The following is a 24,638-nucleotide window of genomic DNA, read 5'->3' as shown; positions in this document are numbered from 1 at the left end:
ACGTACCCGCGCTAACTCCACCACCAGCAGAGCCGCTGCCATTGCCCGCAGCGCTGCCCGCGCTGCTGACAGCGCCACCAGCCTTCGTCCCGCCACCACCGATGAAGACGACAGGCGGCGTGCCGCTGCTCGTGCTGCCATCGCCCGCATCAGGTCCGTACGCTGCTGCTGAATCGCCGTCGCCGGACGCGGCGAGAAGCTGACCCGGTGCGCCCCGACGGATGTCGTCCTGTGCGAGCGTGATCGTGCTCAACGCAGGCGTGATCTGGACACGCGCACAATCGGCCTGGGTCGGATAGCAAGGAGCGACTGCTGCAGCGCTCGGTTGCACGGCGTTGGTCTGTGCGATCGATAACGCCGGGATAACAGTGGCGAGGATCAGGCAGCTTGTCTTGAGGCTGATGTTCAGGCCTCGTTTGTATGCGGCACCCATAGATGTCTCCGATGTGAACATGTCGTGATGTCGTCCTCCTTTTCTTGCTCAAAAAGGAACACGGCTTGGACGGCAGAATGACTGCCCAAGCCGAACGCATCTGTGGCATGCACCACCGAGACCACATGCAAGCGCGCTTTCTCGGGTGCAGTGCCCCACAGAAAACGTTTGCTTGTCGAAGCACTTGATAGCCGCAGATAACCTCAAGCGACATTCAAAGTTTGGATACCCAACTACCTTACAGAATGTTATCTACGAGAAATGTGATCGGCCGCTTGTTCGCGGTGAAAAAGCGGCGAGTCGTAGTATCGAGAGGCGTTCGGATGTCGAGAATCGAGGCCGATGCCTATCCACCGATGAGGGTTTATCCGAGCAACGTCACACGGATAAACATGCGTCCTGCAATGCCTTCGTAGGTTCTGTTCGCAAGCGCACGCATCGCTTGGACAAAGGGAACCAAGCCCGAGGGAGCTAAAGAATTTCGCTTCAGGCCGTTGGTGTTCAAGCGCTCGTAAAAGGCAAAACCACACCGCCGCAAACGGCAAGTGTGGTTAGCTCTCAACGCGCATGTACGCGATATGTCAGAGAAAGCCGATAGAGATCCAGGGAACGAAGGCGATCGCGATCAGCCCGAGGAGCAGCATGCCCAGATAGATCCATATCCGCCTGAGCCCCGCTTCCGGCGATACCTCGCCGATGATGCACGCCGCGTAATAACACAGGCCGAATGGCGGCGCGAAGACCCCGAGTCCCATCGCGAGCACGACGACCATCGCATAGTGCACTTCGTGGATGCCGAGCTGATGCGCAACCGGAAACAGCAGCGGTCCGAACAGAACGATGGCCGGAATGCCCTCGAGCACGCTGCCAAGCACGATGAACGCGACGATTGACACCAGCATGAAGCCAGCGGCACCGCCTGGAACTCTCGTCATCATGCTGGCGAGGTCGTGCGAGAAACCCGACTGTGTCAGCGCCCAGCCCATCGCACTCGCCGCCCCGACGATGAACAGAATCGCGCCGGAGAGAGCGGCCGTCTGCAGCAGCATCGGCATGACGGCTTTCCACTTGAGGCCGCCGCGATAGATCAGGAGACCGATGACGAGCGAATAGGCGATACCGATCGTCGATACCTCCGTCGCGGTCGCGATTCCTTCGACCACTGCGCTGCGAATCAGGAACGGCAGCAACAGCGCCGGCAAGGCGATCACGAACGTGCGACGCACATGCGACCACGGTGCCCTCACCGCTCCCGCACGGCTCTCATCCGTTTCTTCCTCGCGTCCCGCACGCCACCACGCTACGACCCCGAGCACGAACGCAAGCACGATCGCCGGCAAGATGCCCGCGGTAAAAAGCGCCGCGATCGATATGCCGGTCACCGACGCGATCGCGATCAGCACCAGCGACGGCGGAATCGTCTCGCTCATCGCGCCGGACGCGGCAAGCAGCGACACCAGTTCGCCATCCTTCATCCCGCGCTTGCGCATCTCGGGAAAGAGCACAGGCGCAACAGCCGCCATATCGGCCGTCTTCGATCCAGAGATGCCCGAGATCAACAGCATCGCGCCGAGCAGCACATACGACATGCCGCCCCGAACGTGACCGAGCAGCGACGCGAGAAAAGCAACCATCACGCGCGCCACGCCCGTCACATGCACGAGTTGCCCGAGCAGTACGAACATCGGCACGGCGAGCAGGATCAGCGTGCTCATGCCTTCGTCCATGCGGCCGACGACGACGCTGAGCGGCGTCGATGTCGTCGTCAGCAGATAGGCGCTCGTCGCGAGCGAGAATGCGAAGGCGATCGGCACGCCCGCCATCACCGCCGTTCCAAGCACGCCGACAAAGAACACCAGTAACGCGCCCTGCCCCATATGCGTCAACGGCGCCCTGGCGAGATAGCAGGCGCCCGCGATCAGCACCATCAGCGCAACCGCACCGACGATATGTCGCCGGTCGTGCCGCGCGAGGCGCAGCCCGCAACTGACCAATGCCGCCGCACAGCCGAAAGGAATCGCCAGTGCTCTCACCGAGCCCGACCAGCCGAGTGCCGGCGTCTCCACGAATGCCTGGTCCTGCACATAGTCGTATGCGGGATGCATCACGAGCGCGAAGAAAGCAGCCGCAGCGGCGACCGCCAGCGTTTCGGCCCACGCCTGTGCGCGCGGTGTCATGTGTGATACGAAGAACGTCAACCGCATGTGACACGAACGCTGCACCGCGAGCGCGCTGCCCAGCATCGCAAGCCAGAGGAACAGGATGGACGCGAGTTCGTCCGACCAGATCAGCGGCTGATGAAACACAGCACGCGCCACGATGCCGACGAACAGCAGCGCCACCTCGCCGACGACCGCCGCCGCCGCGAGCACCTCGATCCCGCGACGCAACCAGCGTTCGATGACGCTCTCGCCGTGCGCGTCGCGCACGAACGAGGGTCCCGGCACCTCCAGGTTGTGCGCGGCGCTCATGATATTTTCCCCGTCACCGCTTCGAGGGCGCTCCACGCGCTGGCGCCGAACTTGTCGCGCCATTGCGTATAGAAGCCGGACTTCGAGAGCGCTGCGCGGAACGCGTCCCTGTCGGCGGGAACGAACGTCAGCCCCTTGCTGGAAAGCTGCGACTTCAGCGACGTATTCAATCGCGCGACGTCCGCGCGCTGCTCGACACTCGCCCGGTCGAATTCGCGTTTCACGATCGTCTTGAGATCGTCGGGCAGCGCGTTGAATGCGCGCGGGTTGCCAAGCAGCCAGAACGGGTCCCAGATGTGATTGGTCTCGGCGACGTACTTCTGCACTTCATACAGCTTGCCCGCTTCGATCGTGACGAGGCCGTTTTCCTGACCGTCCACGAGATGCGTCTGCAACGCGGTGTAGAGCTCGTTGAAGTTGATCGACGTAGGGTTCGCCCCTAGCGTCTGAAAGAGCGACGTGAACATCGGCGAGACCGGCACGCGGATGCGGTAGCCGCGCAAGTCGTCGGGCGCCTTGATCGGCTTCGTGGCGGAGGTGATCTGCCGGAAGCCGTTGTCCGCCGCCTTCGACACTGACACGTACCCGCTCTTGTCGATCTGCGCGCGGATGATCTTGCCGAGATCGCCATCGACGCCCCGCCAGACCTGATCGTAGTCCGAGAACGCAAAGCCGAGATTGGTAATGGCCGCGAGCGGGATCACGGTCGACATCACCGAGCCCGAGATGTTGAGGAATTCGACGGCACCCGAGCGCGTCTGCGACAGCAGGTCCGTGTCCGAGCCGAGTTGCGATGCGGGGAAGAAGCGGATCTCGAGCCTGCCGCTGCTCGCCTCGCGAATGCGGTCGATGGCTTCCTTGAGTCGCGCATTGATCGGCTGATTAAGGGATTGCCCGGTAGCGAGCTTGTAGGTGAACTCGGCGGCGCGTGCAGGCCGGGTCCATATCGTTACCAGCGGAAGGGCGGCCGCAGCCTTCAACACCGCGCGTCGCGAGATGCGGCGCGGCGAGTTCGACGTGCTCATGATGCTGTCTCCTGTTATATGAACTTTCGCGCCCACGCGCCACTTTGTAGGTATGGCGTCGCGGCACGTTGCGGCGCTTGTTCGACTCTTGTCGAGGCGCTGCCGGTCCTGCGTGTGCAAAATATAAGAGGCTTGTTGGTGAAGGACAATTCAATTATTTTGCGCAAAGGTGTAGCCAATCTAAAGGGTGATCATGTATCTGCCATTGCGGGCCATCAGTGTTTTTCATGCGGCGGCGAGTTCGGGGAGCATCTCTCGCGCAGCCGCGGAATTGAACGTCACGCCATCGGCCGTCAGCCAGCAAATCCAGTCGTTGGAAACTCATCTGGGCACGGCGTTGATGACGAAGGTCGGACGCGGCGTGGCATTGACCGAAGCAGGCGAGCGCTACTTCGCGATGATTTCAGAGGAGATCGATCGCATCGCGGATGCGACTCAGCGTATACGCGGGTTGCGCTCCGTCACGCTCCTGACCGTACGCGCGACGCCAACGCTCTCCACCAAGTTTCTCTTGCCGCGTCTGCGCTCGTTTCTCGACGGTCATCCCGATCTGGAGGTGCGCCTGAACGGCACCAATGAAATGACCGACTTCGCGCAGGAAGCAGTCGATATCGAGATCCGTCACGGCACCGGGCAATGGCCGGGCGTGTATGTCGAGGCGCTGACCGAGGAGTCGTTCCTGCCGGTATGCTCGCCCGCGTACTGCGCGCCATCGAGTCTCGATGCCGCCGATCTTCAGCGGCATCGACTCATCTACTCGATCAAGTCGCAGGTCCAATGGCCACACTGGTTCTCGGTGGCACGCGCGGCGCCGCTCGATCCAGGGCAGCGCGTGCTGTTCGATCGCAGCCATATGGCAATCGATGCCGCCGTCGACGGCATGGGCATCGCGCTCGAAAGCACGCTCATGATGTGGCGCGAGTTGCGCGACGGCACGTTGATCTGCCCGGTGCGCGAGCCCCCGGCGATCCGCCTGACGACGCAGTGGATCGTCTGCCCGTTCGAGCATCTGCACAAGAAGAAAGTGATCCTGTTCCTCGATTGGCTGCGCGCCGAGCGTGCCGCCTGGCAGTCCGCGTCCCAACTTCCCGCCGCCCGCTGATGTTGAAGCCTGGCTAACAAATCGCCTCGGAAATGTTAATTGTTCTGGCAGAAGCCCCTGACTACACTTGCTCGCAAGTAAGGCGCACCGCTGTCATGCCTTCGATCACGCCACCCCGGCCAATCACCGCGCGCCGCGTTCGCGGCCACGATCCATAGTCTCGACCACAAAGGATTGCACATGAATCTCTCCAGTCTGCTCCAGGCACGCAACGCATCCGGACGTCCCGTTCGCGTCGGCCTGATCGGCGCCGGCAAGTTCGGCTCGATGGTGCTGTCGCAGGCCCGCCATATCGAAGGGCTGCATGTCGTGGGCGTCGCCGATCTCGACGTCGGCAAGGCGCGCGCATCGCTTGCGCGAGTCGGCTGGCCGACCGAGCAATACGGTGCACGTACCCTCTCCGATGCCGTCAAGACCGGCGCCACCTGCGTCCTCGACGATGCCGCCGCGCTCGCCGCGTGCGATGAGATCGAATGCATCATCGAAGCGACGGGTCATCCGATCGCCGGTGTGCGCCACGCATTGGCCGCGATAGAAGGCAACAAGCATGTGGTCATGGTCAATGTCGAAGCCGACGCGATGTGCGGCCCGCTGCTCGCCGCGCGCGCTCGCGATCGCGGTCTCGTCTACAGCATGGCGTACGGCGACCAGCCCGCGATCATCTGCGAACTCGTGGACTGGGTGCGCTCGTGCGGGTTCGAGCTGACCTCGGCCGGAAAGGGCATGAACTTCGAACCGCGCTATCGCTATTCGACGCCGGACACAGTGTGGAGCTTCTTCGGATGGACCGATGAAGAAGTGGCCAAGGGCGACTTCAACCCGAAGATGTACAACTCCTTCACCGACGGCACCAAGGCCGCGATCGAGATGGCGGCGGTTGCGAACGGCACGGGCCTCGATTGCCCGGACAACGGCCTCGCGTTTCCCCCCGCGGGCCTGCACGATCTGGCGCGCGTATTCCGGCCAGCGGAAGATGGCGGACGCTTGTCGCGCAGCGGCCTCGTTGACATTGCCGCCAGCCAGGAACCGGACGGGCGCGAAGTGTTTAACAACATCCGCTACGGCGTGTTCGTCACGTTCAAGGCGCCGAACGAATACGCGCGCGCCTGCTTCAAGCAATACGGCCTGCTCGTCGATCCGACCGGCTGGTACGGCTCGATGTGGCGCCCGTTCCACATGATCGGCCTCGAAACCAGCGTGAGCGTGCTGTCGGCGGTACTTCGCGGCGAAGCGACGGGATCGTCGAAGGAATTCCGAGGCGACGCCGTGGCGACCGCCAAGCGCGACCTCAAGCCGGGCGAGATGCTCGACGGCGAAGGCGGCTATGCGGTCTGGGCCAATGCGATCCCGGCATCGAAGAGCCTTGCCATCGGCGGCCTGCCGATCGGGCTCGCGCACAACGTCAGACTCAAGCGTCCGGTCGCCAAGGACACCATCGTGCGCTTCGAGGATGTTGAACTGGAACGCGATCTCGATGTAGTGGCGCTGCGTCGCGAGATGGAGCAAAGTGCGCTCGGCAAGCCGGCGAAGGCAGCGTGAGGCGCGCACATCATGGCATCGAATGGAGAGTCCAGCATGGATAGCGGAACCGAAGCGTTCGTAGTCGTCGCGGAGTTCGAAGTGAAGGCCAACTGCGTTCGCGACTTCCTCGCGCTCGCACGCGACGACGCCCGGCACTCGCTCGCCGACGAGCCCGGCTGCCGGCAGTTCGACATCGTCCTGCTCGACGAGACGCCGGCGCGCGTCATGTTCTACGAAGTCTACGACGATCGCGCCGCGTTCGACGCGCACTTGCAGACCACGCACCTCGATCGTTTTCGTGCCGGCTTTCCGGCGCTGATCGTCGCGGAACGCACGGTGCGCTTCGGCCGTCGCGAGCCTGCATGATGCGCGCGAGTCTTGCAGTGGGCTTCATCGGCACGGGCATCATGGGCTTGCCGATGGCCCGGCGCATCGCTGGCGCCGGCTACCGGGTCGCGGCGTGGAACCGCACCCGTGACAAGACGGCGACACTCGCCGGCGCAGGAGTCGAGGTAGTCGGTCATGCAAGCGAAGCCGCGCGCGATGCGGATGTCGTGATCTGCATGCTGAGCTCAGGCCCCGCGTGCGACGACATCCTGCTCGGTGACGACGGCATCATCGCGAGGATGCGCGCGGGCAGCGTGCTGATCGTGATGAGCTCGATTCCCGTCAATACCGCGCAGCGTCATGCGAAGGCGGCGGCGTCGCGCGACATCGGCTATCTCGACGCGCCCGTCTCCGGTGGCGAGAAAGGCGCGCAGGACGGCACGCTCGCGATCATGGCAGGCGGCGAGGCGCCGGTCTTCGAAGGCGTGCGCGCGGTGCTGCAGACGATGGGCCGTCCGACTCGCATCGGACCGGCCGGCACAGGGCAGCTCGCGAAGCTCGTCAACCAGATGATGGTCGCAAGCACGATCGCGACGGTCGCCGAAGCGATGCTGCTCGCGGAGCGCGGCGGCGCCGATCCCGCGCAGGTCCGCGCGGCGCTGCTCGGCGGATTCGCCGACTCGACGATCCTGCGCCAGCACGCGGCACGCATGATCGCGCGGGATTTCGCGCCGGGCGGGCCAGCCAAGTATCAGATCAAGGATACGAAGACAGCGCTCGGTTTTGCGCAAAGCGTGGGGCTGGAATTGCCGGTACTGGGGCTCGTCGATGGCCTTTTCACCGACATGGTCGAACACGGCGATGGCGAACTGGACCATAGCGCGCTGATTCGCGAACTGCGCAGGCGCAATGGCTTGCCGGTATCGTGAGCTTGCCCGCGACGCTCAGTGCCCCAGCCCGCTGCTCGCGATCTGCTGCTCCACATACTGCGCAAAGAGTGCATGCAGATGCGTCGTCGGATGAAGTTCGTCCGCGAACATGTATGTCTGGTCCGCGTTGCTGGTCACGTAGGTCGCGGGCGAACACAGCAATGCCGTTTGATTGGGCGTCTTCTTGGGATCGCACGCGACGGCGGTATTCGACACCGCGAACCCATTAGCCTGAAAGTTCGCGATGATCTGGTTCAGCCACGTGAAGGCATCGACGCGAATGACCTTGGACTGGACGCCGTTCGTCTGCAAGGCAGAATTCAGGGTGTCGTTGAAGAGTTGCGACAACTGCGTGAGATTGGCTCCGCCATCGGACGAAGCAAGGCCCTCCGGCGATAAACCGACGTTCGGAAGATTCACCACCACGACGTGCGTAGCGCCGCCCTGTACGATCTGCCCGACGATCTGCGCGAGGGTCGTGGCGGCCGTCTGCACGGTCGGCGCTGCGGCGGGGAGCTGGCCTGCGCGAAGCACGTCATTGGCGCCGGCCCAGACGAGCACCAGTTGATTAGAGTTGAAGCTGCCGTGCGAAGCCAGATAGCTCGACAGTTGCTGCGTGACCGGCATTTCAATGTTGCCGATCACGGCGGTCAGGAAATCCGACTGATCCGCAGGCGTCGCGACCGTTGCCCCGCCTTCTGCATAACCGAAGCCGCTCTGCGCACTGAGCTTATGCGTGAAGTCGATCGTGTAGGCGGCCGTCAGCGTGTCGCCGTAGTACTGCGCGACATTCTGACTCCACACTTGTCCGGGATTGGTCGTGAAGCGGCCTCCTCCGACCGGGCTCGCGAGCGGCGCGTAGGTACCGACGTCCGAGAGACTGTCGCCGAACGAGACGACTTGCAGGTGAACACCGCCTGCGGGCGGAGTGGTGGGCGTGCCGCCGCTGTCGCCCGAGTCGTCACCGTGGCCGCCGCACGCTGAAAGCATCGCTATCGCGAAGGCAAAAATTGCAGCGCGTACCCAGTCGTTTTTTCCTTGCATTGCTGCTCTCCTTGACCGGCCGGGGAGCAGCGGCCGGGGTTGCGGCCGTCTGGTGTGTCGCTCTCCGATAAGCAGCAGCAAAAAGCAAGAAACATGCGCTGTCGGTAGCCTCAAGCTTCCCGGCGTCAAGCATGCGTCCTGCGCGTCAGTCCGGAATCTCCGGCTCCACCAGCCGCGCCAGTTGCACGAGCGACTCCTGCCAGCCGAGATAGCACATCTCGACCGGAATAACCTCCGGCACGCCCTCCTGCACGATGCTGAGTTCGGTTCCGCATGAAACCTGCCGCAACGTAACGGTGACCTGCATCTGTCCGGGAAGGTTCGGGTCGTCGAAGCGATCCGTGTAGCGGATCTTCTCGTTGGGCACCAGTTCGAGGTACTCGCCGCCAAACGAATGACCGTGGCCGGTGCCGAAGTTACGAAACGACATCTTGTGCGTCCCGCCGACGCGGGCTTCCATATGGTGGACCTGGCACGTGAAGCCGTAGGGAGGGAGCCACTTCGCGATGGCATCGGGTTCGAGGAAGGCGCGGTAGAGGCGTTCGGGCGTCGTGCGCAAGACGCGGTGAAGCTGGACGGTTCCGGTAGTCATGGTGGTCTCGTTTCTTACATTCAAGTTGGTCACATCTCTACGACGCTCCAGCCGCGCTCGCATCGACATCGGCTGAAACAGGGAAAACCCGTAGTGAAATTTTCACGACTGCGCGCGGAAAAGGGCATCGAGTTGCGCGCCGGAAGCCGCCCCGGCAAAGCCGTCGAAGCGTCCGTCGGCAAGTCCCTCAGCCGCCTGCATGAAACCGCCCCAGGCTGCGCGCGCCAGCGCCCCGCCGACGCTGATCCGCCGCACGCCGAGCGCGGCTACGTCTTGCAGCGTGAACGTCGACGTCGAGCCGATCAACAGGTTGACCGGCTTTGGCGCCACCGCCGCGACGACGGCTTCGATCTGCTCGCGCGTCTTGATTCCCGGCGCGTAGAGACAGTCGGCGCCGGCATCGGCGTAGGCCTTGAGCCGCGCGATCGCATCGTCGAGGTCCGGCTTGCCGGCGAAAAAATTCTCCGCCCGGCCGACGAGCAGCGTATCGCCACCGCTTTCGTCGATTGCTTTCCGCGCCGCGCTGATCCGTTCGACGGCGACATCGATCGGGAAAAGCGGCGCGGCGGCATCGCCGGTGGAGTCTTCGATCGACAGGCCCGCGACGCCGGTTTCCACCGCCAGCCTCACGCTTTCAGCGACACCGGCGGGATCGCGGCCGAAGCCGCTTTCGAAGTCTGCGTTGACCGGCAGGTCCGTCGCCTCGACGATCTCGCGCAGATGCGCAAGGATGGCATCGCGAGGCAAGGAGTTGTCGGCATGCCCGGTGGACCAGGCGAAACCGGAACTCGTCGTGGCGAGCGCCTGAAAGCCGAGTGTCTTCAGATAGCGGGCGCTGCCTGCATCCCACGGATTGGGCAGAATGAAGCATCCGGAATCGTGCAATGCCTTGAAGGCGGCGCGCTTCTCGGCAACAGTGCGGGTCATGGCGTGTCTCCTATTAAACAGGAGCGGAGGCTCCCGTGTCGGATGGCGTGATTGTCCATCATCGAGACGTTGAGAGCGAATGGGATGAACCGGATTGCCCGCGTGGGTGCGATGGGACGCTCATCCTGCGGCATTCCAGGAGAGCGCGCGACGTGACCGTTAGTCGCTTTTATCGAAGAACAGCGAAGGGGCGTCGTCGGGCGTGCATGACGCCGGCGACCGAGCGCGTCTCGGGCGCGAAGCGCCGACGATCAATGCACCTTGGGAAAGCCGTGGCGCTCGGCGAGGAGTTCGAGAATCCGGCGCGTGTCGCTGACATAGCGGGTCTCACCGAACGTGCCGGCGTCAGCGGGGAACGCATATTCGTCGCCGAGGATCAGCACGGGCAAGCCCTGACGCGCCTCACCGAGCACTTCGATGACTGCCTTGCGGGGTCACGCGAACGGCACGCGGCGGATATCCAGCCGCGCGTTGCGCGACGGATCGCTCGCGAGCAGGCCCTCGATCGGCGCACAGTCGGGACAGACGAACAACTCGCCCGGACGCTCGGGATCATTGAAGCCGTTTTCCAGCAGAAGAAGCAAGTCACGACTCATCAGGTTGGGTCTCCATCGGATGGACTAACCGAATCTCGCGTCGATCGCGAGACACTTACGTCTGGAAATCGAGGCGCTACGGCGTCGACGCGCTCCCGATGTCCCGCCCGGAAAAGAACTGGTTGTCCGGCACGACGTTCAACGCGATCGTCAGTCGATTCGCATAGTTGAAGAACGCCGAGATTTCGAGCACTTCCGTCACCGCTTGCGGCGTGAATCCGATCGACCGCAGCGATTGCAGATCTTCTTCCCGAATAGCGCTCGGGTCGCGCGTAAGGCGCTCGGAAATTTCGGCGAGCGCGGCCTCCTTCGCCGAGAGACGCACGTGATGGAAGCCCTGCGCGATGCGCTGTGCGCGCACCGTATCGCCCAGCACGTTCGCGAGCGCCTGCGTGTGATTGAAAACGCAATAGCTGCACTGGTTCGCGGCCGACGTAACCACCGCGATCAGTTCGCGCTCCGCCGCCGTGAGCTGGCTGCGATGAGGATCGAACAGATGCTCGTAGAACGTGACGAGCCGATAAGCCGTGTCGGGATTGATCGCGAGCGCGGCAAGCCAGTTCGGCACGAAGCCGTACTGACGGCGAAACTTCGCGTAGATCGACGCGACATGCGGCGGCAGGCGGTTCTCGTCGGGCACGCCGAAACGCGAGACCGGTTCGGCTTCGGCCTTCGCGTGATCCGCGAGATGAACGATTTCAGGCGCGAGCGTGGACATCGGCGGCTTCTCCTAAGGCTTGAGGGACAGCGTTCAAATTAGCGCACACGCCGACGCTTCGTATGGCCGATTTCTCATAAGCAAATCGCATCGCGCGCATCGCAGGCGGATCGAAAAGCAAATCGCAAATCGATATTGGATCGCGCGCGCTACCGCTGCACATAATGGGCTGCAGCTTTCTCCACTCCATTTGCGAGGAATGCGACATGGCAGAAGTCCTTAGTGCGGGCGCACGCGCCCTCGGTCGCCTGGATGTTCCCGAGCACGATGCGTTGAGCGACGACATCCGCCAGTTGATCGAGCAGCACCACGGCGACAACTGGATTCGCGCGCTGTCGTTGAATCCGGACACGGCGCGCCGCTTCACGCAGTATTTCGAAAAGCTCTTCAGCGCGACGAACGGCCGCCTGCCGATCGAAGAGCGTGAGTTGATCGCGGTCATCGTGTCCCGCACGAACGGCTGCGGGCTCTGCACGATTCATCATGCGCACGCGCTCGGCGCTGTGCTCGGCGATCGCGTCAAGGCGCGCCGCATCGCGCTCGACTATCACCTCGCCGGTCTCTCGCCGAGACAACTCGCACTAGCGGAGATTGCAGAAACCATCACGACGTCGCCGCGCGCGATCACGACGGAAGATCTCGACAGGCTGCGCGACGTCGGCCTCGACGACGCCGATATTCTCGAAGCGATCGAAACCGCGTCGTGGTTCAACCATACCAACCGTATTTTCATCGCGGCCGGCGTCGTGCCGGACGAGAAATATTTCGCGGCTCTCACGTAAAGGAAACCATCGATGAGTACCGTACTTGAACCCGTTACCGCGCCGGCTCCGGCAACACGGCGCCCGGTGGGCGTGTTGTCCGATGCACTGCTCGATGCGATCGGCGCGCGAGCCGCCGGCTACGATCGCGAGAATCATTTCTTCTCCGAGGATCTGAGCGATCTGCACCACGCAAATTTCCTGCGCGCGAGCGTGCCGCTCGAATTCGGTGGACTGGGGCTCACGCTGCCGCAACTGGTCCGCGAGCAGGCGCGTCTCGCGGCACGCGCGCCCGCGACTGCGCTCGCGCTGAACATGCATCTGTACTGGGTCGGCGCGGCGCTGCACTTGTACCGGCGCGGCGATACCTCGGCGCAATGGATTCTCGAAGAAGCCGGCGCGGGCAAAGTCTTTGCCGCAGGCCACGGCGAGCCGGGTAACGATCTCGGTCTCGCCTGGTAGTCGGTGAAAGCAACGCCTCTGCCCGACGGCGGCTACCGTTTCGATGGCCGCAAGATCTTCACGTCGCTCGCGCCCGCGTGGGACTGGCTCGGCGTGCACGGCATCGACGAATCCGACCCGCTGGCGCCGAAGATCGTCCATGCGTTCATCCGGCGCGATGCGGCGGGCCATCGAACGGTGCAGACGTGGGATGCGCTCGGCCTGCGCGCCACGCGCAGCGACGATACCTACCTCGAAGGCGCAATCGCGCCGCGCGCCCAGGTGATCCGCGTGCTGCCCGCCGGTATTCCAGACGATCCCTTCGTCGACGGCATTCTCGGCGCCGTATTGCCGGGGCTCGCGGCGGTGTATTACGGCATTGCGAAGCGCGCGTTCGATATTGCGGTGGAGTCGGCGAAGCATCGTGCATCGCCCGCGATCGGCGGCAAGACCTACGCGTACAAGCCGCTCACGCAGCAGGCCGTCGCCCAGGCTGCTATCGAACTGGACAGTATCGAGGCGCTGGTGGAGCGTGTCGCGAATCGCTGGTGGACAGGCTATGCCGAAGACGAGCCTTGGATCGCGCATCTGCTCGCCGCGAAACAACATGCGGTCGATGGCGCGTTACGCGTGGTAAATCTCGCGCTGAAGATCGCGGGCGCTGGCGCCCTTTCACGCAACAATGAGCTTGAGCGGCTTTATCGCGATGTGCGCGCCGGGGCGTTTCATCCGCCCAATGCGGACGCGAGCCACGAAGTGATCGGGCAAGCGTGGCTAGGGGTGCTCGGGAAGGTGTGATGAAACATGCCGGGCGAGCGAGAAGCGCACTCGCCCGGCATTCACTCAACGACGCGACGAAAGATGCCGTATGACCGAGATCATCCGGTCCACTTCATCGCAAGTGTTGTAGAACGCGAGCGACGGCCGCACCGTCGCCTCGACACCGAAGCGGCGCAGGATCGGCTGCGCGCAATGATGTCCCGAGCGCACTGCGATGCCCTCTTCGTTCAGCGCCTGCCCGACCTCTTCCGTCTCGTAGCCCTTCAACACGAACGACAGCACACTCGCTTTGTCCTTCGCCGTACCGATCAGCCGCACGCCGGGAATCGGCTGCAGCTTGCTCGTCGCATAGGCGAGCAGGTCGTGCTCGTAGCGCCCGATATTCTCGATGCCGATGCGCGTCACATAGTCGATCGCCGCGCCCAGCCCTGCCGCGTCCGCGATGTTGCCCGTCCCGGCTTCGAAGCGGCTTGGCGGAGGCTGATACGTGGTGCGATCGAAGGTCACGTCCGCGATCATGTTGCCGCCGCCTTCCCACGGCGGCACGTCTTCCAGCACCTCGCGCTTGCCGTACACCGCGCCGATACCGGTCGGCCCGAACAGCTTGTGGCCGGAGAACACGAAGAAGTCGGCATCGATCTGCTGCACGTCGACCCGCATGTGCGACACCGACTGCGCGCCGTCCACCAGCGCGCGTGCGCCCGCCCGATGCGCCATCGCCACGATCTCCTGCACCGGCACGATCGTGCCGAGCGCATTCGACACCTGCGTGACCGACACGATCTTCGTGCGACCGTTAAGCATGCGCTGATACTCGTCGAGCCGCACCTGTCCCGAATCGTCGACGGGAATCACACGCAGCTTCGCGCCCTTCAGCGCCGCGAGTTGCTGCCACGGCACGATATTCGCGTGATGTTCGAGATGCGACACGATGATCTCGTCGCCCTCGCCGACGTTCTTCACGCCCCACGACTTCGCGACCAGATTGATGCCTTCGGTCGTGCCACGCACGAAGATGATCTCTTCCGTCGATGCCGCGCCGATGAAGCGGCGCACCGTGTCGCGCGCGCCTTCGTAGGCATCGGTTGCGCGGCCCGCGATGGTATGAGCAGCGCGATGGATGTTCGAATTCTCGTGCGCGTAGAAGTACGCGAGCCGGTCGATGACCGACTGCGGCTTTTGCGTCGTCGCCGCGTTGTCGAACCAGACCAGTTGCCTGCCGTTCACGCGTTCCTGAAGAATCGGGAAGTCGCGGCGGATCGCGTTGACGTCGAATGGCGGATGCGCGGATCTGGCATACGACGCTTGCTTGCGATCATCGTCGACGAAGTAGTACGAGCCTGCACGATCGAAACTGCCCGGCGTTGGCGCTGCTGCCGGCGCGGTTGCTCCGCGCTGCGGAGCGGACAGCGCTCGCAGGAAGTCGTCGCCGGGAAGGCCAAACGATTCCGCGCTCACGCCCTGTCCCGGCTTCAGTGCCTCCTGACGCCCGTGCGTCGGCGGGCCAGCGTCGTTGAGGAAGTAATAGCCCGACGTAGCCGCGCTCGATGCCGAAGGACGTTCGACCTGCACCGGCTCCGTGCCCAGCGCCCCGCCGCCGAAGCGCGGTTCCATCGCGGGCGCGACGGTCTGCAGCGTGTCCGGCACGCCGTCATGTGAGATCGCATGCGGCGCGAGCGCGGGCGCGCGATTGCCGAGCGACAGCACGTGCATCGGCGATGACGGCGCGAGATTCGCGCCCGGCACCTTGCCCTGCGGAATCGAAAGACCGGGTATGCCGGTGCCCGCGCCTCCCGGCCCGGCGAATGGCGATCCGGGCGGCGCGGGATTGCTCGCCGAGCTCGTCACCGGCGCGGTGAGGCCCGGCACGCTCGAGAAAAACTCGTTGGCGAGACGCGCGAGCGTCGCCACGTCAGGCAAACCCGCCGGCAAGTCCGCTTGCGGCAAGGAGGGCGCGGCGTGGCTGACGGGATTACTTGTAGGTGTCGGAATACTCATGGTATTTCGCAATCTCCACATCGTCCAGAACCGCCAGAGCATCCGGCGAATGCACTGCGAGCGAGCAGTACAGCGAGATCAGATACGACGCGATCGCGTGGTTGTTGATGCCCATGAAGCGCACCGACAGCCCCGGTCCCTGCTCGCCCGCGACGCCCGGCTGATACAGGCCGACCACGCCCTGACGCTTGTCGCCGACGCGCAAGAGCAGGATTTTGGTCTTGCCGTCGGCGATCGGCACCTTGTCCGACGGGATCAGCGGAATGCCACGCCACGTGATGAACTGTGAGCCGAAGAGGCTGACGGTCGGTGGCGGCACGCCACGGCGCGTGCACTCGCGGCCGAACGCGGCGATCGCGAGCGGATGCGTCAGGAAAAATGCCGGCTCTTTCCAGACGCGCGTGAGCAACTCGTCCAGATCGTCGGGCGTCGGTGCGCCGGTCAGCGGGAAGACGCGCTGCTCTTCCGCGACGTTCGCGAGCAGGCCGTAGTCCGGATTGTTGATGAGCTGGCTTTCCTGAATCTCCTTGATCGTCTCGATCGTGAGACGCAGCTGCTCCTTGGTCTGATCGTGCGGGCTGCTGTAGAGATCGGCCACGCGCGTGTGGACGTCGAGCACCGTGCTCACCGCGTTGAGGAAGTACTCCCTCGGCGCTTCGTCGTAAGGGACGAAGGTACGCGGCAGCATGCTCTCGTCTTCGCGCTGCGTGCATAGTGCGCGCACCGCCTCGGGGTTCTTGACCTGATTCAGCCGATAGATGCCTGCCTCGACCGGCACCCACTGCAGCAGATGCGTGAGCCAGCGAGGCGTGATCGTCGAAAGCTGCGGGACTGTCTTGGTGGCGTTGGCTAGTTGCCGTGCTGCGGTATCGCCGAGCGCGGTCGGGCCGCCGACTGTTGCGGTCATGTGAAGCTCCGGGGTCTATAGAAGCAGGAAGGGAATGCTTATGAACGGGCGTCATTATCACGACGCCATAAACGCCGTTCAACATGCTATAGCCGTCACGTCTCGCTCTTTTGCAACTCGGCTGCAAGGCCGCATGCACCACTGCTCGACGAGGCCAGCAAGCGCGCCATCGTCACATCGAGCGCCGTGGCGAGCTTGTCCAGTGTGACGATGGACGCGATGCAGGTGCCGCGCTCGATCTCGCCGACGTACGACCGGTTCAACCCCGCGTGTTCGGCGAGTTGCTCCTGCGTCCAGCCCTGCAACTCGCGCAGTTCGCGCACGGTCGCGCCAAAATGGCGCACGAGCGTGCTCATGGCGCGACCTGCTCGGATTGCAGCGCATGGACGCGCGCGCCTGCCTCGCCGCTTTGCGACAGCGCCTGCGTGATGTAACTGCCGGGCGCGACATCGTGCGTGAGCCACACGTTGCCGCCGATCACGGCGCCCTGCCCGAGCGTGACGCGCCCGAGGATCGTCGCACCCGCATAGATGACGACGTCATCCTCGACGATCGGATGGCGCGCGAGCCCCTTCTCCAGATGCCCTTCCGCATCGCGCGGGAAGCGCTTGGCGCCGAGCGTCACCGCCTGATAGATGCGCACCCGGTCGCCGATGACCGTCGTCTCGCCGATCACCACGCCCGTCCCGTGATCGATGAAGAATCCCCCTCCGATGCGCGCGCCCGGATGAATGTCGATGCCGGTTTCGCCGTGCGCGATCTCCGCGACGATGCGCGCAAGCAGCGGCAGGTCGAGCCGATACAACTCGTGCGCGATGCGATGGTGAATCATCACGAGAATGCCGGGATAGCACAGCAGCACTTCGTCGACGCTGCCCGCCGCCGGATCGCCCTGATAGGCCGCGAGAATGTCAGTGTCGAGAAGGCTGCGGATGCGCGGCAGCGTGTTTGCGAACGCGCGTACGGCCGTGCTCGCGCGGGTCTCGATCGCGTGATCGTCGCGCGGCTGATGACGCGCCTTGAATTGCAGTTCGAGCCGCGCCTGCGCAAGGAGCCCCTGCAGCGCGAAATCGAGCGCATGACCCACGTAGAAGTTCTCGCTTTCCTGCCGCAGATCGGGCGGCCCGAGCCGCATCGGAAAGAGTGCGCCTTTCAGCGCGCCGACGATGCCGGCAAGCGCCTCGCGCGCGGGCAGCTCGCGCCCGCCCGGTTCGAGCGAGCGCTTTTGCACTTCACGCCATTGCTGGCGGACCGTCTGAAGCGATTGGACGATGTCGTCGATGTCGAATACAGCCACAGTGTCAGTCCTTTTGGTTTGAACGTTGCTGGCTTAATCCTGAACCCAGGGCAAGCCGAGATAGCGCCAGCCGTTTTGCGTGCCGCGCCGCTGATGCGCGTCGAGTTCGCCTTCGAAGCCCTCGCGCACGTTGAACACACTGGTGAAGCCTGCCTTCGCCGCCGCTTCGGCCGCCGCCGCCGAGCGGTTGCCGCTGCGACACAGCAGCAGCACGACCGTTTCCTTGCCGGTTTTCGCCTCCAGTTCGCGCGTGAAGCGCGGGTTGCGCGTCAGGCTCGTGCCGGTGGCCCACGCGACATGCAAGCTATCGGGCACCTGGCCCACGAACTTGCGTTCCTCGGCGGTGCGCACATCGACCAGGACCGCGTCGCCGGCCTGCACGAGCGCCCAGGCATCGCGCGGGGATACACCGCCTGCGTACGGCAACTGAGCAGCAGTAGCGGCCTCTCGTGCCGCTTCGAGCACAGGATGAATCACCCGTTCTTGTACTTCGTGCGTCATGACGTCTCCGTTTTCGTTTCGTCCAAAAGCGATGGCTCCGACAGTCGTCTGACGAAACGCAACCGTCTATAGCCATCACCGACGATGATGCGAGACATGAGCGCAAAGGCAAACCAAGCAAATGTCATTTGCATAGAAGCGGCCTGGCGTTTTGCGCGTCCAGCGCTCGAAGCACGAGCGTTTCCCCGATGAAAACCAAAGCTGCGTTCGTGTCATTTGCTACGCATAAAACGTTAGAAGGCGCGGCACGCGAAGTGCCTATAGTCGGAAGCTTCACAACGACCCTCACACACGTTCCATGAATCCCATCGTTCGCCTTTTGCGCCTTCCGATCGTCGGTGCATCGCTTGCCGTCGCGGCAGCGCTCACCTTGTCCTCCACTGCGACGCAGGCCGAAACGCGCGAGGTCGTCATCGGCTATCAGGACATGGTGGTGCCGTGGCGCTATGCACAAGCGAGCGGCGCCGTCGAGAAAGCCACCGGCTACAAGGTCACCTATCGCAAGCTCGGCAGCGGCGCCGACGTGATCCGCGCACTCGCTTCGGGCTCGATACAAGTGGGTGAAGCGGGGTCGAGTCCGATCGCAGCAGGGCTTTCGCAAGGCGTCGATCTGTCGCTCTTCTGGATCCTCGACAACATCAACGATGCCGAAGCGCTTGTTGTGCGCAACGGCTCGGGCGTCACCAAGCTCGCTGACCTGAAGGGCAAGACGCTCGGCGTGCCGTATGTGTCGACATCGCATTTCCATGCGCTCGTCGCGCTGCAGCAGGCGGGTGTCGATCCGTCGTCGGTGAAGATCGTCAATCTGCGACCGCCCGAAGTGGCCGCGGCGTGGGAGCGCGGCAATATCGACGCGACCTACATCTGGGACCCGGTGCTCGCCAAGGTCAAGCAGAACGGCAAGGTCTTGATCACGTCCGGCGAAGTGGCGAAGGACACCGGCAAGGCAACCTTCGACGGTATCGTCGCGTCGCGCAAGTTCGCGCAGGACAATCCCGCGTTCCTCGCCGGTTTCGTGAGAGTGCTCGCCGATACCGATGCTCAATATCGCAATCACAAAGCCGACTGGACCGCCGGCTCGAAGCAGGTGCAGGCGGTCGCACAGGAGTCGGGCGCGGCGGCCGCGGATGTTCCCGCAAGCCTCGCGCTCTACGCGTTCCCGACGGCGCGCGAACAGGCGTCGCCGACCTGGCTTGGCGGCGGCCAGCAATCGGGCGCTGCAAAGTCGCTGACGGCAACCGCGCAGTTCCTCAAGCAACAGGGCACGATCCAGAACGTGCTCGCGGACTATTCGACCGGCGTCGATCCGCGCTTCGCGCAGCAGGCCGCAAAATGACGTCGCTGTCCATCCGCAATCTCGGCGTGACCTACGAAGGCGCGAGCACGCCCGCGCTCGAAGGTGTCGATCTGCAGATCGGCAGCGGCGAGTTTGTCGTCGCGCTCGGTGCGTCGGGATGCGGAAAAACCACGCTTCTCAACTGCCTCGCCGGCTTTCTCGAACCGACCGAGGGCGCTGCATCGCTCAACGGCGAGCCGATCGTCGGGCCGGGCGCGGAGCGTGGCGTGGTGTTCCAGAAGCACGCGCTGATGCCGTGGCTCGACGTGCTAGACAACGTCGCGCTCGGTTTGCGCTTTCGCGGCGTCAGCCGGGCGAAGCGCCACGAGATCGCGCGTCGCACGCTCGCGCTCGTCGGCCTCGCGCAGCACGAGCACGCGAAGGTGTATGCGTTGTCGGGCGGGATGCAGCAGCGCGTGGGGATCGCGCGGGCGCTCGCGAGCGATCCCGAAGTGCTGCTGATGGACGAACCGATGGGCGCGCTCGACGCCCTCACGCGCGAAAACGTGCAGGAACTCGTGCTCGATGTCTGGGCGCGCACGGGCAAGACGGTGTTCTTCATCACGCACAGCGTCGAAGAAGCGCTCTTTCTGGCGACGCGGCTCGTTTTGATGACGCCGGGTCCGGGCCGTATCGAAGAGGTGCACGAACTGCCGTTCTCGCGCGAATACGTGCGTGATCGCGATGCGCGCGCGGTGAAGTCGTCACCGGCGTTCATCGAATGGCGCGAGCGTCTGACGCGCCGTCTGCATCGTCCCGTAACGGAGGCCGTGTGACGCAATCCGTTCAGGACGCGCCGCTGCCGCATGCAGCGACGACCACTCATTCTCGCGCTGGCCGCCCGAGACGCGGCAGGCGCTATCGCGGCATGCCGGGCGCCGGTCCGACGGCCGTGCCGAGCATCGCATGCGTCGTGGCGCTCGCGGCGCTCTGGTGGGCCGCGACGCATTTCCACTGGCTGCCGCCGCTCTTTCTGCCCTCGCCGGAAGCCGTGTGGCGCGCCTTCGTCGATGCCGTGCACGGGCGCCTTCAGGGCGGCCTGCCGCTGTCCGAGCATCTGCTCTGGAGCGCGCTTCGCGTGTTCGGTGCGTTTGCTCTCGCCGTCGTGACGGCGGTGCCCATCGGCATCCTGATGGGCGTGAGCCGGATCGCGCGCGGCGTGCTCGATCCGCCGCTCGAGTTCTATCGGCCGCTGCCGCCGCTGGCTTACCTGCCGCTCGTCGTGATCTGGTTCGGCATCGACGAAACCGCGAAGATCGTCGTGATCTGGCTTGCCTGCTTTGCGCCGATCGCGATGGCCGCGCGGGCTGGCGCAAAGAGCGCGACCGCCGAGCAGGTGAATGCCGCGTGGTCGCTCGGCGCGAACTTCCGGCAAGTGGTCTGGCACGTGGTGCTGCCCGCCGCGCTGCCCGAGATTCTGACCGGATTGCGCATCGCGGTCGGCTTCGGCTGGACGACGCTCGTCGCGGCGGAGATGGTCGCCGCGACCGCGGGACTCGGGCAGATGGTGCTCAATGCGTCGAGCTTCCTGCGCACGGACGTCGTGGTGATGGGGATCGTGCTGATCGGGTTGATCGCGTGGGTCTTCGACTTTGGCATGCGGGTGCTGGAGCGTCGACTGGTGCCGTGGAAGGGGCGATGACGGCTGATTGCCGCTTCACACGCCGATCAACCGCCCAGCACAATAATGGCCATCGTCAGGAGGACTCCCAGCACGACCATCGCGAAGCCCGCCCTCCAGCCACCCCAGCCGGCATAGCTTCCGAGCGCGAGGCCACAGCCGAACAGCATCGCAAGCGTAAGAACGCGCGAAACGAGCAAGGCGGTGGGAACGTGCCCGATGACGACAAACGGCACCGCAACAGGAAATGTCGAAAGTACGATGATCGTGAAGATTCCGGCCGCCGCGACGAAGTCGTCACGGACGAAGCGGGGTCTATCGGGTAAGCCCTCAGCTTCGGCCAGGCGTCTGCGGACGGGTTCGAGCTCGGCATCGGTGACGAGCAGTCTCAGGGACTTGGGCAAGGCGTCGCGCAGCGCGCGCACGCCGGCAGCGGAATCGGGCTCGTTCCTGACGGCGAGCGCGAGCGAGAGCCGCCTTCCGCGATTCGTCAGCGTTCGAATCAGGTACATCACGGCGTCTGCGAGACCCCACGCGAGATTGCATCCCAGTGCCGTGTAGAGCATCTTCCTGCCGGCATCATCACCGCTCGTCGTCGCCGAAACCGTACCGACGAACGTCAACGCCATGAACAAGCCGAAGCACAACTCCGAGACCCGATCGACCGTATCGAGCACGGGCTCTCGTGTTTCGGCCTCGTCCACGCGTGGTGACTTGCTCACGAACATCGCTCGATACCCCAAATTCGCACTCAAGATCGGGCTAGAGTGATCCTCACGGCGGGCGTCTTCCAGATCCGCTCGCAGTATTCGCTGATCGCGCGATCCGACGAGAACTTGCCCGAGCGCGCCGTATTCAGGATCGACATGCGCGTCCATCGCCGCGTGTCGTGCCAGGCCGCGCTCACGCGATCCTGGCACGCGACGTAATCGGCGTAATCGGCGAGCACCAGGAACGGGTCGGCATGCAGCAGGTTATCGACGAGCGGACGGAACACATCCGGCTCACCGCGCGAGAAGTGTCCGCTGGCGATGAGGTCCAGCACTTCCCGCAAGCCGTCGTCCGCTTGCGCCCGCTCCGCCGGACGATATCCTTCGCGCTTCACCTGCTCGACCTGCGCGGCCGACAGTCCGAACAGGAAGAAGTTCTCCGCGCCCACTTCCTCGCGGATCTCGACGTTCGCTCCATCGAGTGTTCCGATCGTCAGCGCGCCGTTCATCATGAACTTCATGTTGCCCGTACCCGATGCCTCCTTGCCCGCCGTCGAGATCTGCTCGGACAGGTCCGCAGCGGGATAGACGCTGTGCGCGTTCTTCACGTTGAAGTCCGGGAAGAACACCACCTTCAGCCGCCCGCCGATCTGCGGATCGTTGTTCACGACTTCGGCCATGCCCGTGATCAGCCGGATGATGAGCTTCGCCATCGCATAACCCGGCGCCGCCTTTCCACCGAACACGAAGCAGCGCGGCGCGACAGCAAGCCGGGGATCACGCCGCAGACGCTGATACAGACCGATGATGTAAAGCGCGTTCAGATGCTGTCGCTTGTACTCGTGAATGCGCTTGACCTGAATATCGAACAATGCCGCTGGATCGACGACGATATCTGTTCTCTCCTGAATCAGCCGCGCCAGCGCCTCCTTGTTCGACTGCTTGACCTTGCGCCACCGGTCCTGGAACGACGCATCGTCGGCGTGCGTTTCCAGGGCCTTGAGTCGCGTGAGATCGGTGACCCATCCTGAGCCGATCGTCTCGTCGAGGAGACGGGCGAGGCCCGGATTGCTCAGCGTCATGAAGCGGCGCGGCGTCACGCCGTTCGTCACGTTGCAGAACCGATCGGGCCACACGTCCGCGAAATCGCGCATGACGGTCTGCTTCAACAATTCAGAATGCAACGCGGCCACACCGTTGACTGCGTGGCTGCCGATCGTCGCGAGGTTCGCCATGCGCACTTTCCTGTCGCCGGCCTCGTCGATGAGGGACATTCGCTTTACGCGCTCATCATCGCCCGGAAAGCGCTGACGGATCTCGTCCAGGAAGCGCCGATTGATCTCGTAGATGATTTCGAGCAAGCGCGGCAGCAACCTCTGAAAGAGCGGCAGTCCCCAGGTCTCGAGGGCTTCGGGCAACAACGTATGGTTCGTATAGGCGAACGTGGATCGCGTGATATCCCACGCTTCATCCCACGGCAGTTGCCGCTCGTCGACGAGCAGGCGCATCAGCTCCGCGACGGCGATGGACGGGTGCGTGTCGTTCAACTGCGCCGCAAAGACTTCGCCGAAGCGATTCACCGGCTTGCCCTTCAGCTTGAGCAGCCGCAGCATGTCCTGCAACGAACAGGAAACGAAGAAGTACTGTTGCGCGAGACGCAGGCGCTTTCCGGCTTCCGGCTCGTCATTCGGATACAGCACCTTGGATAGCGTTTCGGAGATCACCTTCTCCTGCACGGCCTGATAGTAGTCGCCGGCGTTGAAGTCCTTAAGGTCGAACGATTCGACCGCCTCGCTCTTCCACAGCCTCAGCGTGTTGCATGTGGAGACGAGATAGCCCTGCATCGGCATGTCGCACGCGACGCCCTTGACCTGACGCGTCGGTATCCAGCGCACGCGCAGGTGACCCTGCTCATCGGTCTCGTTTTCGGTGTGCCCGCCGAAGCCGACATAGAAGCTCACGTCAGGCCGCACGATTTCCCATGCGTTGCCTTTTTGCAGCCACTTGTCGGTGACTTCCACCTGCCAGCCGTCGCGAATCTCCTGGTCGAAGATGCCGAATTCGTATCGAATGCCGTAGCCGATCGCGGGGATTTCGAGCGTCGCTAGCGAGTCCATGTAACAGGCGGCGAGCCGCCCCAGCCCGCCATTGCCGAGGCCGGGTTCCTCTTCCAGCGCGAGCAGCGCGTCGAGATCCTGATCGAGCGCCTGCAAGGCCGCGCGCGCCTCCGTTTCGAGGCCGAGGTTCACGAGATTGTTGCCGAGCTGCGGACCGATCAGGAACTCGGCCGAGAGATAGCAGGCGATCCGCACCTCACGCGAAAGGTAGGTATGCGCCGATGCCACCCAGCGCGCGAGCAGCCGGTCGCGCACGGTGTAGGCGAATGCCATGTACCAGTCGTGCGGCGTCGCGACGCCGGGGTAACGGCCTTGCAGGCAGATGAGGTTGTCGAGGATGCCGCGTTGCAGCGAGCCACGATCCAGACCACTGCGCGCAGGATCGGAGCAAGGCGAGGCGTTGGTGGGGGAGTCGTCCATGCTTGGGCCCTCGGGATACCCGGGCGCCGGGGTGAGCATCGTCGCTCGATTACCGCCATGCACG

23 protein-coding genes and 1 pseudogene are annotated in these 24,638 nt (G+C 64.0%); 10 read left to right on the top strand and 14 right to left on the bottom strand.

What is annotated here, in order from left to right; all coding sequences use genetic code 11:
* Nucleotides 1-1,014 precede the first annotated feature (1,014 nt).
* Together AWB65_RS08455 and AWB65_RS08450 are read right to left on the bottom strand one after the other, a co-directional pair.
* Nucleotides 1,015-2,904 carry a TRAP transporter large permease gene (locus AWB65_RS08455; RefSeq protein ID WP_087666726.1) on the bottom strand — a complete coding sequence of 630 codons (1,890 nt, stop codon included), beginning with the start codon at nucleotides 2,902-2,904 and terminating at the stop codon, nucleotides 1,015-1,017.
* The gene (locus AWB65_RS08450) at nucleotides 2,901-3,929 is read right to left on the bottom strand and encodes a TRAP transporter substrate-binding protein (protein WP_087666725.1); all 1,029 of its coding nucleotides are present in this window, start codon (nucleotides 3,927-3,929) and stop codon (nucleotides 2,901-2,903) included. Before AWB65_RS08450 ends, AWB65_RS08455 begins: the two co-directional genes overlap by 4 nt.
* A gap of 193 nt (nucleotides 3,930-4,122) precedes the next feature.
* Here AWB65_RS08450 and AWB65_RS08445 point away from each other — a divergent pair, with 193 nt between their 5' ends.
* The 4 genes from AWB65_RS08445 (at nucleotide 4,123) to AWB65_RS08430 (ending at nucleotide 7,808) form a co-directional block, all read left to right on the top strand.
* Entirely contained in the window at nucleotides 4,123-5,031 is a 909-nt protein-coding gene (locus AWB65_RS08445; RefSeq protein WP_087657673.1) for a LysR substrate-binding domain-containing protein, read from the top strand.
* Between the two features lie 180 nt (nucleotides 5,032-5,211).
* Entirely contained in the window at nucleotides 5,212-6,570 is a 1,359-nt protein-coding gene (locus tag AWB65_RS08440; protein WP_087666724.1) for an NAD(P)H-dependent oxidoreductase, read from the top strand.
* A gap of 36 nt (nucleotides 6,571-6,606) precedes the next feature.
* Nucleotides 6,607-6,918 carry a putative quinol monooxygenase gene (locus AWB65_RS08435; RefSeq protein WP_087666723.1) on the top strand — a complete coding sequence of 104 codons (312 nt, stop codon included), beginning with the start codon at nucleotides 6,607-6,609 and terminating at the stop codon, nucleotides 6,916-6,918.
* Complete coding sequence (locus AWB65_RS08430) at nucleotides 6,915-7,808, top strand: NAD(P)-dependent oxidoreductase (protein WP_200821687.1); 894 nt, start codon at nucleotides 6,915-6,917, stop codon at nucleotides 7,806-7,808. The genes AWB65_RS08435 and AWB65_RS08430 overlap by 4 nt, the downstream gene beginning before the upstream one ends.
* Nucleotides 7,809-7,823: 15 nt before the next feature.
* On the opposite strand, the gene AWB65_RS08425 is transcribed toward AWB65_RS08430, so the two are convergent.
* The 5 genes and pseudogenes from AWB65_RS08425 to AWB65_RS08405 form a co-directional block, all read right to left on the bottom strand.
* Nucleotides 7,824-8,852, bottom strand: a complete 1,029-nt coding sequence (locus AWB65_RS08425; protein ID WP_087666722.1) for an SGNH/GDSL hydrolase family protein — start codon at nucleotides 8,850-8,852, stop codon at nucleotides 7,824-7,826.
* 145 nt (nucleotides 8,853-8,997) lie between these two features.
* Entirely contained in the window at nucleotides 8,998-9,444 is a 447-nt protein-coding gene (locus AWB65_RS08420; RefSeq protein WP_087666721.1) for an SRPBCC family protein, read from the bottom strand.
* 102 nt (nucleotides 9,445-9,546) lie between these two features.
* A complete protein-coding gene (locus tag AWB65_RS08415) occupies nucleotides 9,547-10,371 on the bottom strand; it encodes an isocitrate lyase/PEP mutase family protein (RefSeq protein WP_087666720.1) in 825 nt (274 codons plus the stop codon).
* Between the two features lie 251 nt (nucleotides 10,372-10,622).
* Nucleotides 10,623-10,967, bottom strand: a pseudogene (locus tag AWB65_RS08410) (DUF3088 domain-containing protein).
* A 76-nt stretch (nucleotides 10,968-11,043) separates the two neighbouring features.
* The gene (locus AWB65_RS08405; protein WP_087666719.1) at nucleotides 11,044-11,685 is read right to left on the bottom strand and encodes a peroxidase-related enzyme; all 642 of its coding nucleotides are present in this window, start codon (nucleotides 11,683-11,685) and stop codon (nucleotides 11,044-11,046) included.
* A gap of 206 nt (nucleotides 11,686-11,891) precedes the next feature.
* Here AWB65_RS08405 and AWB65_RS08400 point away from each other — a divergent pair, with 206 nt between their 5' ends.
* From AWB65_RS08400 to AWB65_RS36860, 3 genes are read left to right on the top strand one after another with little or no spacing between them, the layout of a single operon-like run.
* Nucleotides 11,892-12,467 (top strand): peroxidase-related enzyme, encoded by a 576-nt coding sequence (locus AWB65_RS08400; protein WP_087666718.1) that lies wholly within the window; start codon nucleotides 11,892-11,894, stop codon nucleotides 12,465-12,467.
* A 12-nt stretch (nucleotides 12,468-12,479) separates the two neighbouring features.
* Entirely contained in the window at nucleotides 12,480-12,908 is a 429-nt protein-coding gene (locus AWB65_RS36865; protein WP_235007550.1) for a hypothetical protein, read from the top strand.
* A gap of 3 nt (nucleotides 12,909-12,911) precedes the next feature.
* A complete protein-coding gene (locus tag AWB65_RS36860; protein ID WP_235007549.1) occupies nucleotides 12,912-13,685 on the top strand; it encodes an acyl-CoA dehydrogenase family protein in 774 nt (257 codons plus the stop codon).
* Nucleotides 13,686-13,730: 45 nt separating this feature from the next.
* On the opposite strand, the gene AWB65_RS08390 is transcribed toward AWB65_RS36860, so the two are convergent.
* The 5 genes from AWB65_RS08390 to AWB65_RS08370 form a co-directional block, all read right to left on the bottom strand.
* Entirely contained in the window at nucleotides 13,731-15,665 is a 1,935-nt protein-coding gene (locus AWB65_RS08390; protein WP_087666717.1) for a family 2A encapsulin nanocompartment cargo protein cysteine desulfurase, read from the bottom strand.
* On the bottom strand, nucleotides 15,640-16,572 hold the full coding sequence (locus AWB65_RS08385) for a family 2A encapsulin nanocompartment shell protein (protein WP_087657662.1): 933 nt from the start codon (nucleotides 16,570-16,572) through the stop codon (nucleotides 15,640-15,642). Before AWB65_RS08385 ends, AWB65_RS08390 begins: the two co-directional genes overlap by 26 nt.
* A gap of 95 nt (nucleotides 16,573-16,667) precedes the next feature.
* Complete coding sequence (locus AWB65_RS08380) at nucleotides 16,668-16,928, bottom strand: helix-turn-helix domain-containing protein (RefSeq protein ID WP_087666716.1); 261 nt, start codon at nucleotides 16,926-16,928, stop codon at nucleotides 16,668-16,670.
* Nucleotides 16,925-17,869, bottom strand: a complete 945-nt coding sequence (gene epsC, locus AWB65_RS08375; RefSeq protein WP_087666715.1) for a serine O-acetyltransferase EpsC — start codon at nucleotides 17,867-17,869, stop codon at nucleotides 16,925-16,927. Before epsC ends, AWB65_RS08380 begins: the two co-directional genes overlap by 4 nt.
* A 33-nt stretch (nucleotides 17,870-17,902) precedes the next feature.
* Complete coding sequence (locus tag AWB65_RS08370) at nucleotides 17,903-18,370, bottom strand: rhodanese-like domain-containing protein (protein ID WP_087666714.1); 468 nt, start codon at nucleotides 18,368-18,370, stop codon at nucleotides 17,903-17,905.
* Nucleotides 18,371-18,668: 298 nt separating this feature from the next.
* Here AWB65_RS08370 and tauA point away from each other — a divergent pair, with 298 nt between their 5' ends.
* The 3 genes from tauA to AWB65_RS08355 are packed head-to-tail and all read left to right on the top strand — an operon-like array spanning nucleotide 18,669 to nucleotide 21,348.
* Entirely contained in the window at nucleotides 18,669-19,706 is a 1,038-nt protein-coding gene (gene tauA / locus AWB65_RS08365; RefSeq protein ID WP_087666713.1) for a taurine ABC transporter substrate-binding protein, read from the top strand.
* Nucleotides 19,703-20,482 carry a taurine ABC transporter ATP-binding protein gene (locus tag AWB65_RS08360; protein WP_087666712.1) on the top strand — a complete coding sequence of 260 codons (780 nt, stop codon included), beginning with the start codon at nucleotides 19,703-19,705 and terminating at the stop codon, nucleotides 20,480-20,482. The genes tauA and AWB65_RS08360 overlap by 4 nt, the downstream gene beginning before the upstream one ends.
* Nucleotides 20,428-21,348, top strand: coding sequence for an ABC transporter permease subunit (locus AWB65_RS08355; RefSeq protein ID WP_374729736.1), 921 nt, complete (start codon nucleotides 20,428-20,430; stop codon nucleotides 21,346-21,348). The genes AWB65_RS08360 and AWB65_RS08355 overlap by 55 nt, the downstream gene beginning before the upstream one ends.
* Before the next feature lie 26 nt (nucleotides 21,349-21,374).
* Here AWB65_RS08355 and AWB65_RS08350 read toward each other — a convergent pair whose 3' ends face one another.
* Both AWB65_RS08350 and AWB65_RS08345 read right to left on the bottom strand, forming a co-directional pair.
* Complete coding sequence (locus AWB65_RS08350) at nucleotides 21,375-22,049, bottom strand: VIT1/CCC1 transporter family protein (protein ID WP_235007548.1); 675 nt, start codon at nucleotides 22,047-22,049, stop codon at nucleotides 21,375-21,377.
* Between the two features lie 29 nt (nucleotides 22,050-22,078).
* Nucleotides 22,079-24,574, bottom strand: a complete 2,496-nt coding sequence (locus AWB65_RS08345) for a glycogen/starch/alpha-glucan phosphorylase (RefSeq protein WP_087666710.1) — start codon at nucleotides 24,572-24,574, stop codon at nucleotides 22,079-22,081.
* Nucleotides 24,575-24,638: the final 64 nt, after the last annotated feature.

Source organism: Caballeronia humi, from assembly GCF_001544475.1.
Classification (GTDB): Bacteria; Pseudomonadota; Gammaproteobacteria; order Burkholderiales; family Burkholderiaceae; genus Caballeronia; species Caballeronia humi.
This window is presented reverse-complemented; position numbering and strand designations above follow the sequence as displayed.

Bases quoted from the DNA above. Each gene is read 5' to 3' on its own strand.
- AWB65_RS08455 (WP_087666726.1), bottom strand. From the start codon at position 2,904: ATGAGCGCCGCGCACAACCTGGAGGTGCCGGGACCCTCGTTCGTGCGC.
- AWB65_RS08450 (WP_087666725.1), bottom strand. From the start codon at position 3,929: ATGAGCACGTCGAACTCGCCGCGCCGCATCTCGCGACGCGCGGTGTTG.
- AWB65_RS08445 (WP_087657673.1), top strand. From the start codon at position 4,123: ATGTATCTGCCATTGCGGGCCATCAGTGTTTTTCATGCGGCGGCGAGT.
- AWB65_RS08440 (WP_087666724.1), top strand. From the start codon at position 5,212: ATGAATCTCTCCAGTCTGCTCCAGGCACGCAACGCATCCGGACGTCCC.
- AWB65_RS08435 (WP_087666723.1), top strand. From the start codon at position 6,607: ATGGATAGCGGAACCGAAGCGTTCGTAGTCGTCGCGGAGTTCGAAGTG.
- AWB65_RS08430 (WP_200821687.1), top strand. From the start codon at position 6,915: ATGATGCGCGCGAGTCTTGCAGTGGGCTTCATCGGCACGGGCATCATG.
- AWB65_RS08425 (WP_087666722.1), bottom strand. From the start codon at position 8,852: ATGCAAGGAAAAAACGACTGGGTACGCGCTGCAATTTTTGCCTTCGCG.
- AWB65_RS08420 (WP_087666721.1), bottom strand. From the start codon at position 9,444: ATGACTACCGGAACCGTCCAGCTTCACCGCGTCTTGCGCACGACGCCC.
- AWB65_RS08415 (WP_087666720.1), bottom strand. From the start codon at position 10,371: ATGACCCGCACTGTTGCCGAGAAGCGCGCCGCCTTCAAGGCATTGCAC.
- AWB65_RS08405 (WP_087666719.1), bottom strand. From the start codon at position 11,685: ATGTCCACGCTCGCGCCTGAAATCGTTCATCTCGCGGATCACGCGAAG.
- AWB65_RS08400 (WP_087666718.1), top strand. From the start codon at position 11,892: ATGGCAGAAGTCCTTAGTGCGGGCGCACGCGCCCTCGGTCGCCTGGAT.
- AWB65_RS36865 (WP_235007550.1), top strand. From the start codon at position 12,480: ATGAGTACCGTACTTGAACCCGTTACCGCGCCGGCTCCGGCAACACGG.
- AWB65_RS08390 (WP_087666717.1), bottom strand. From the start codon at position 15,665: ATGAGTATTCCGACACCTACAAGTAATCCCGTCAGCCACGCCGCGCCC.
- AWB65_RS08385 (WP_087657662.1), bottom strand. From the start codon at position 16,572: ATGACCGCAACAGTCGGCGGCCCGACCGCGCTCGGCGATACCGCAGCA.
- AWB65_RS08380 (WP_087666716.1), bottom strand. From the start codon at position 16,928: ATGAGCACGCTCGTGCGCCATTTTGGCGCGACCGTGCGCGAACTGCGC.
- AWB65_RS08370 (WP_087666714.1), bottom strand. From the start codon at position 18,370: ATGACGCACGAAGTACAAGAACGGGTGATTCATCCTGTGCTCGAAGCG.
- tauA (WP_087666713.1), top strand. From the start codon at position 18,669: ATGAATCCCATCGTTCGCCTTTTGCGCCTTCCGATCGTCGGTGCATCG.
- AWB65_RS08360 (WP_087666712.1), top strand. From the start codon at position 19,703: ATGACGTCGCTGTCCATCCGCAATCTCGGCGTGACCTACGAAGGCGCG.
- AWB65_RS08355 (WP_374729736.1), top strand. From the start codon at position 20,428: ATGGCGCGAGCGTCTGACGCGCCGTCTGCATCGTCCCGTAACGGAGGC.
- AWB65_RS08345 (WP_087666710.1), bottom strand. From the start codon at position 24,574: ATGGACGACTCCCCCACCAACGCCTCGCCTTGCTCCGATCCTGCGCGC.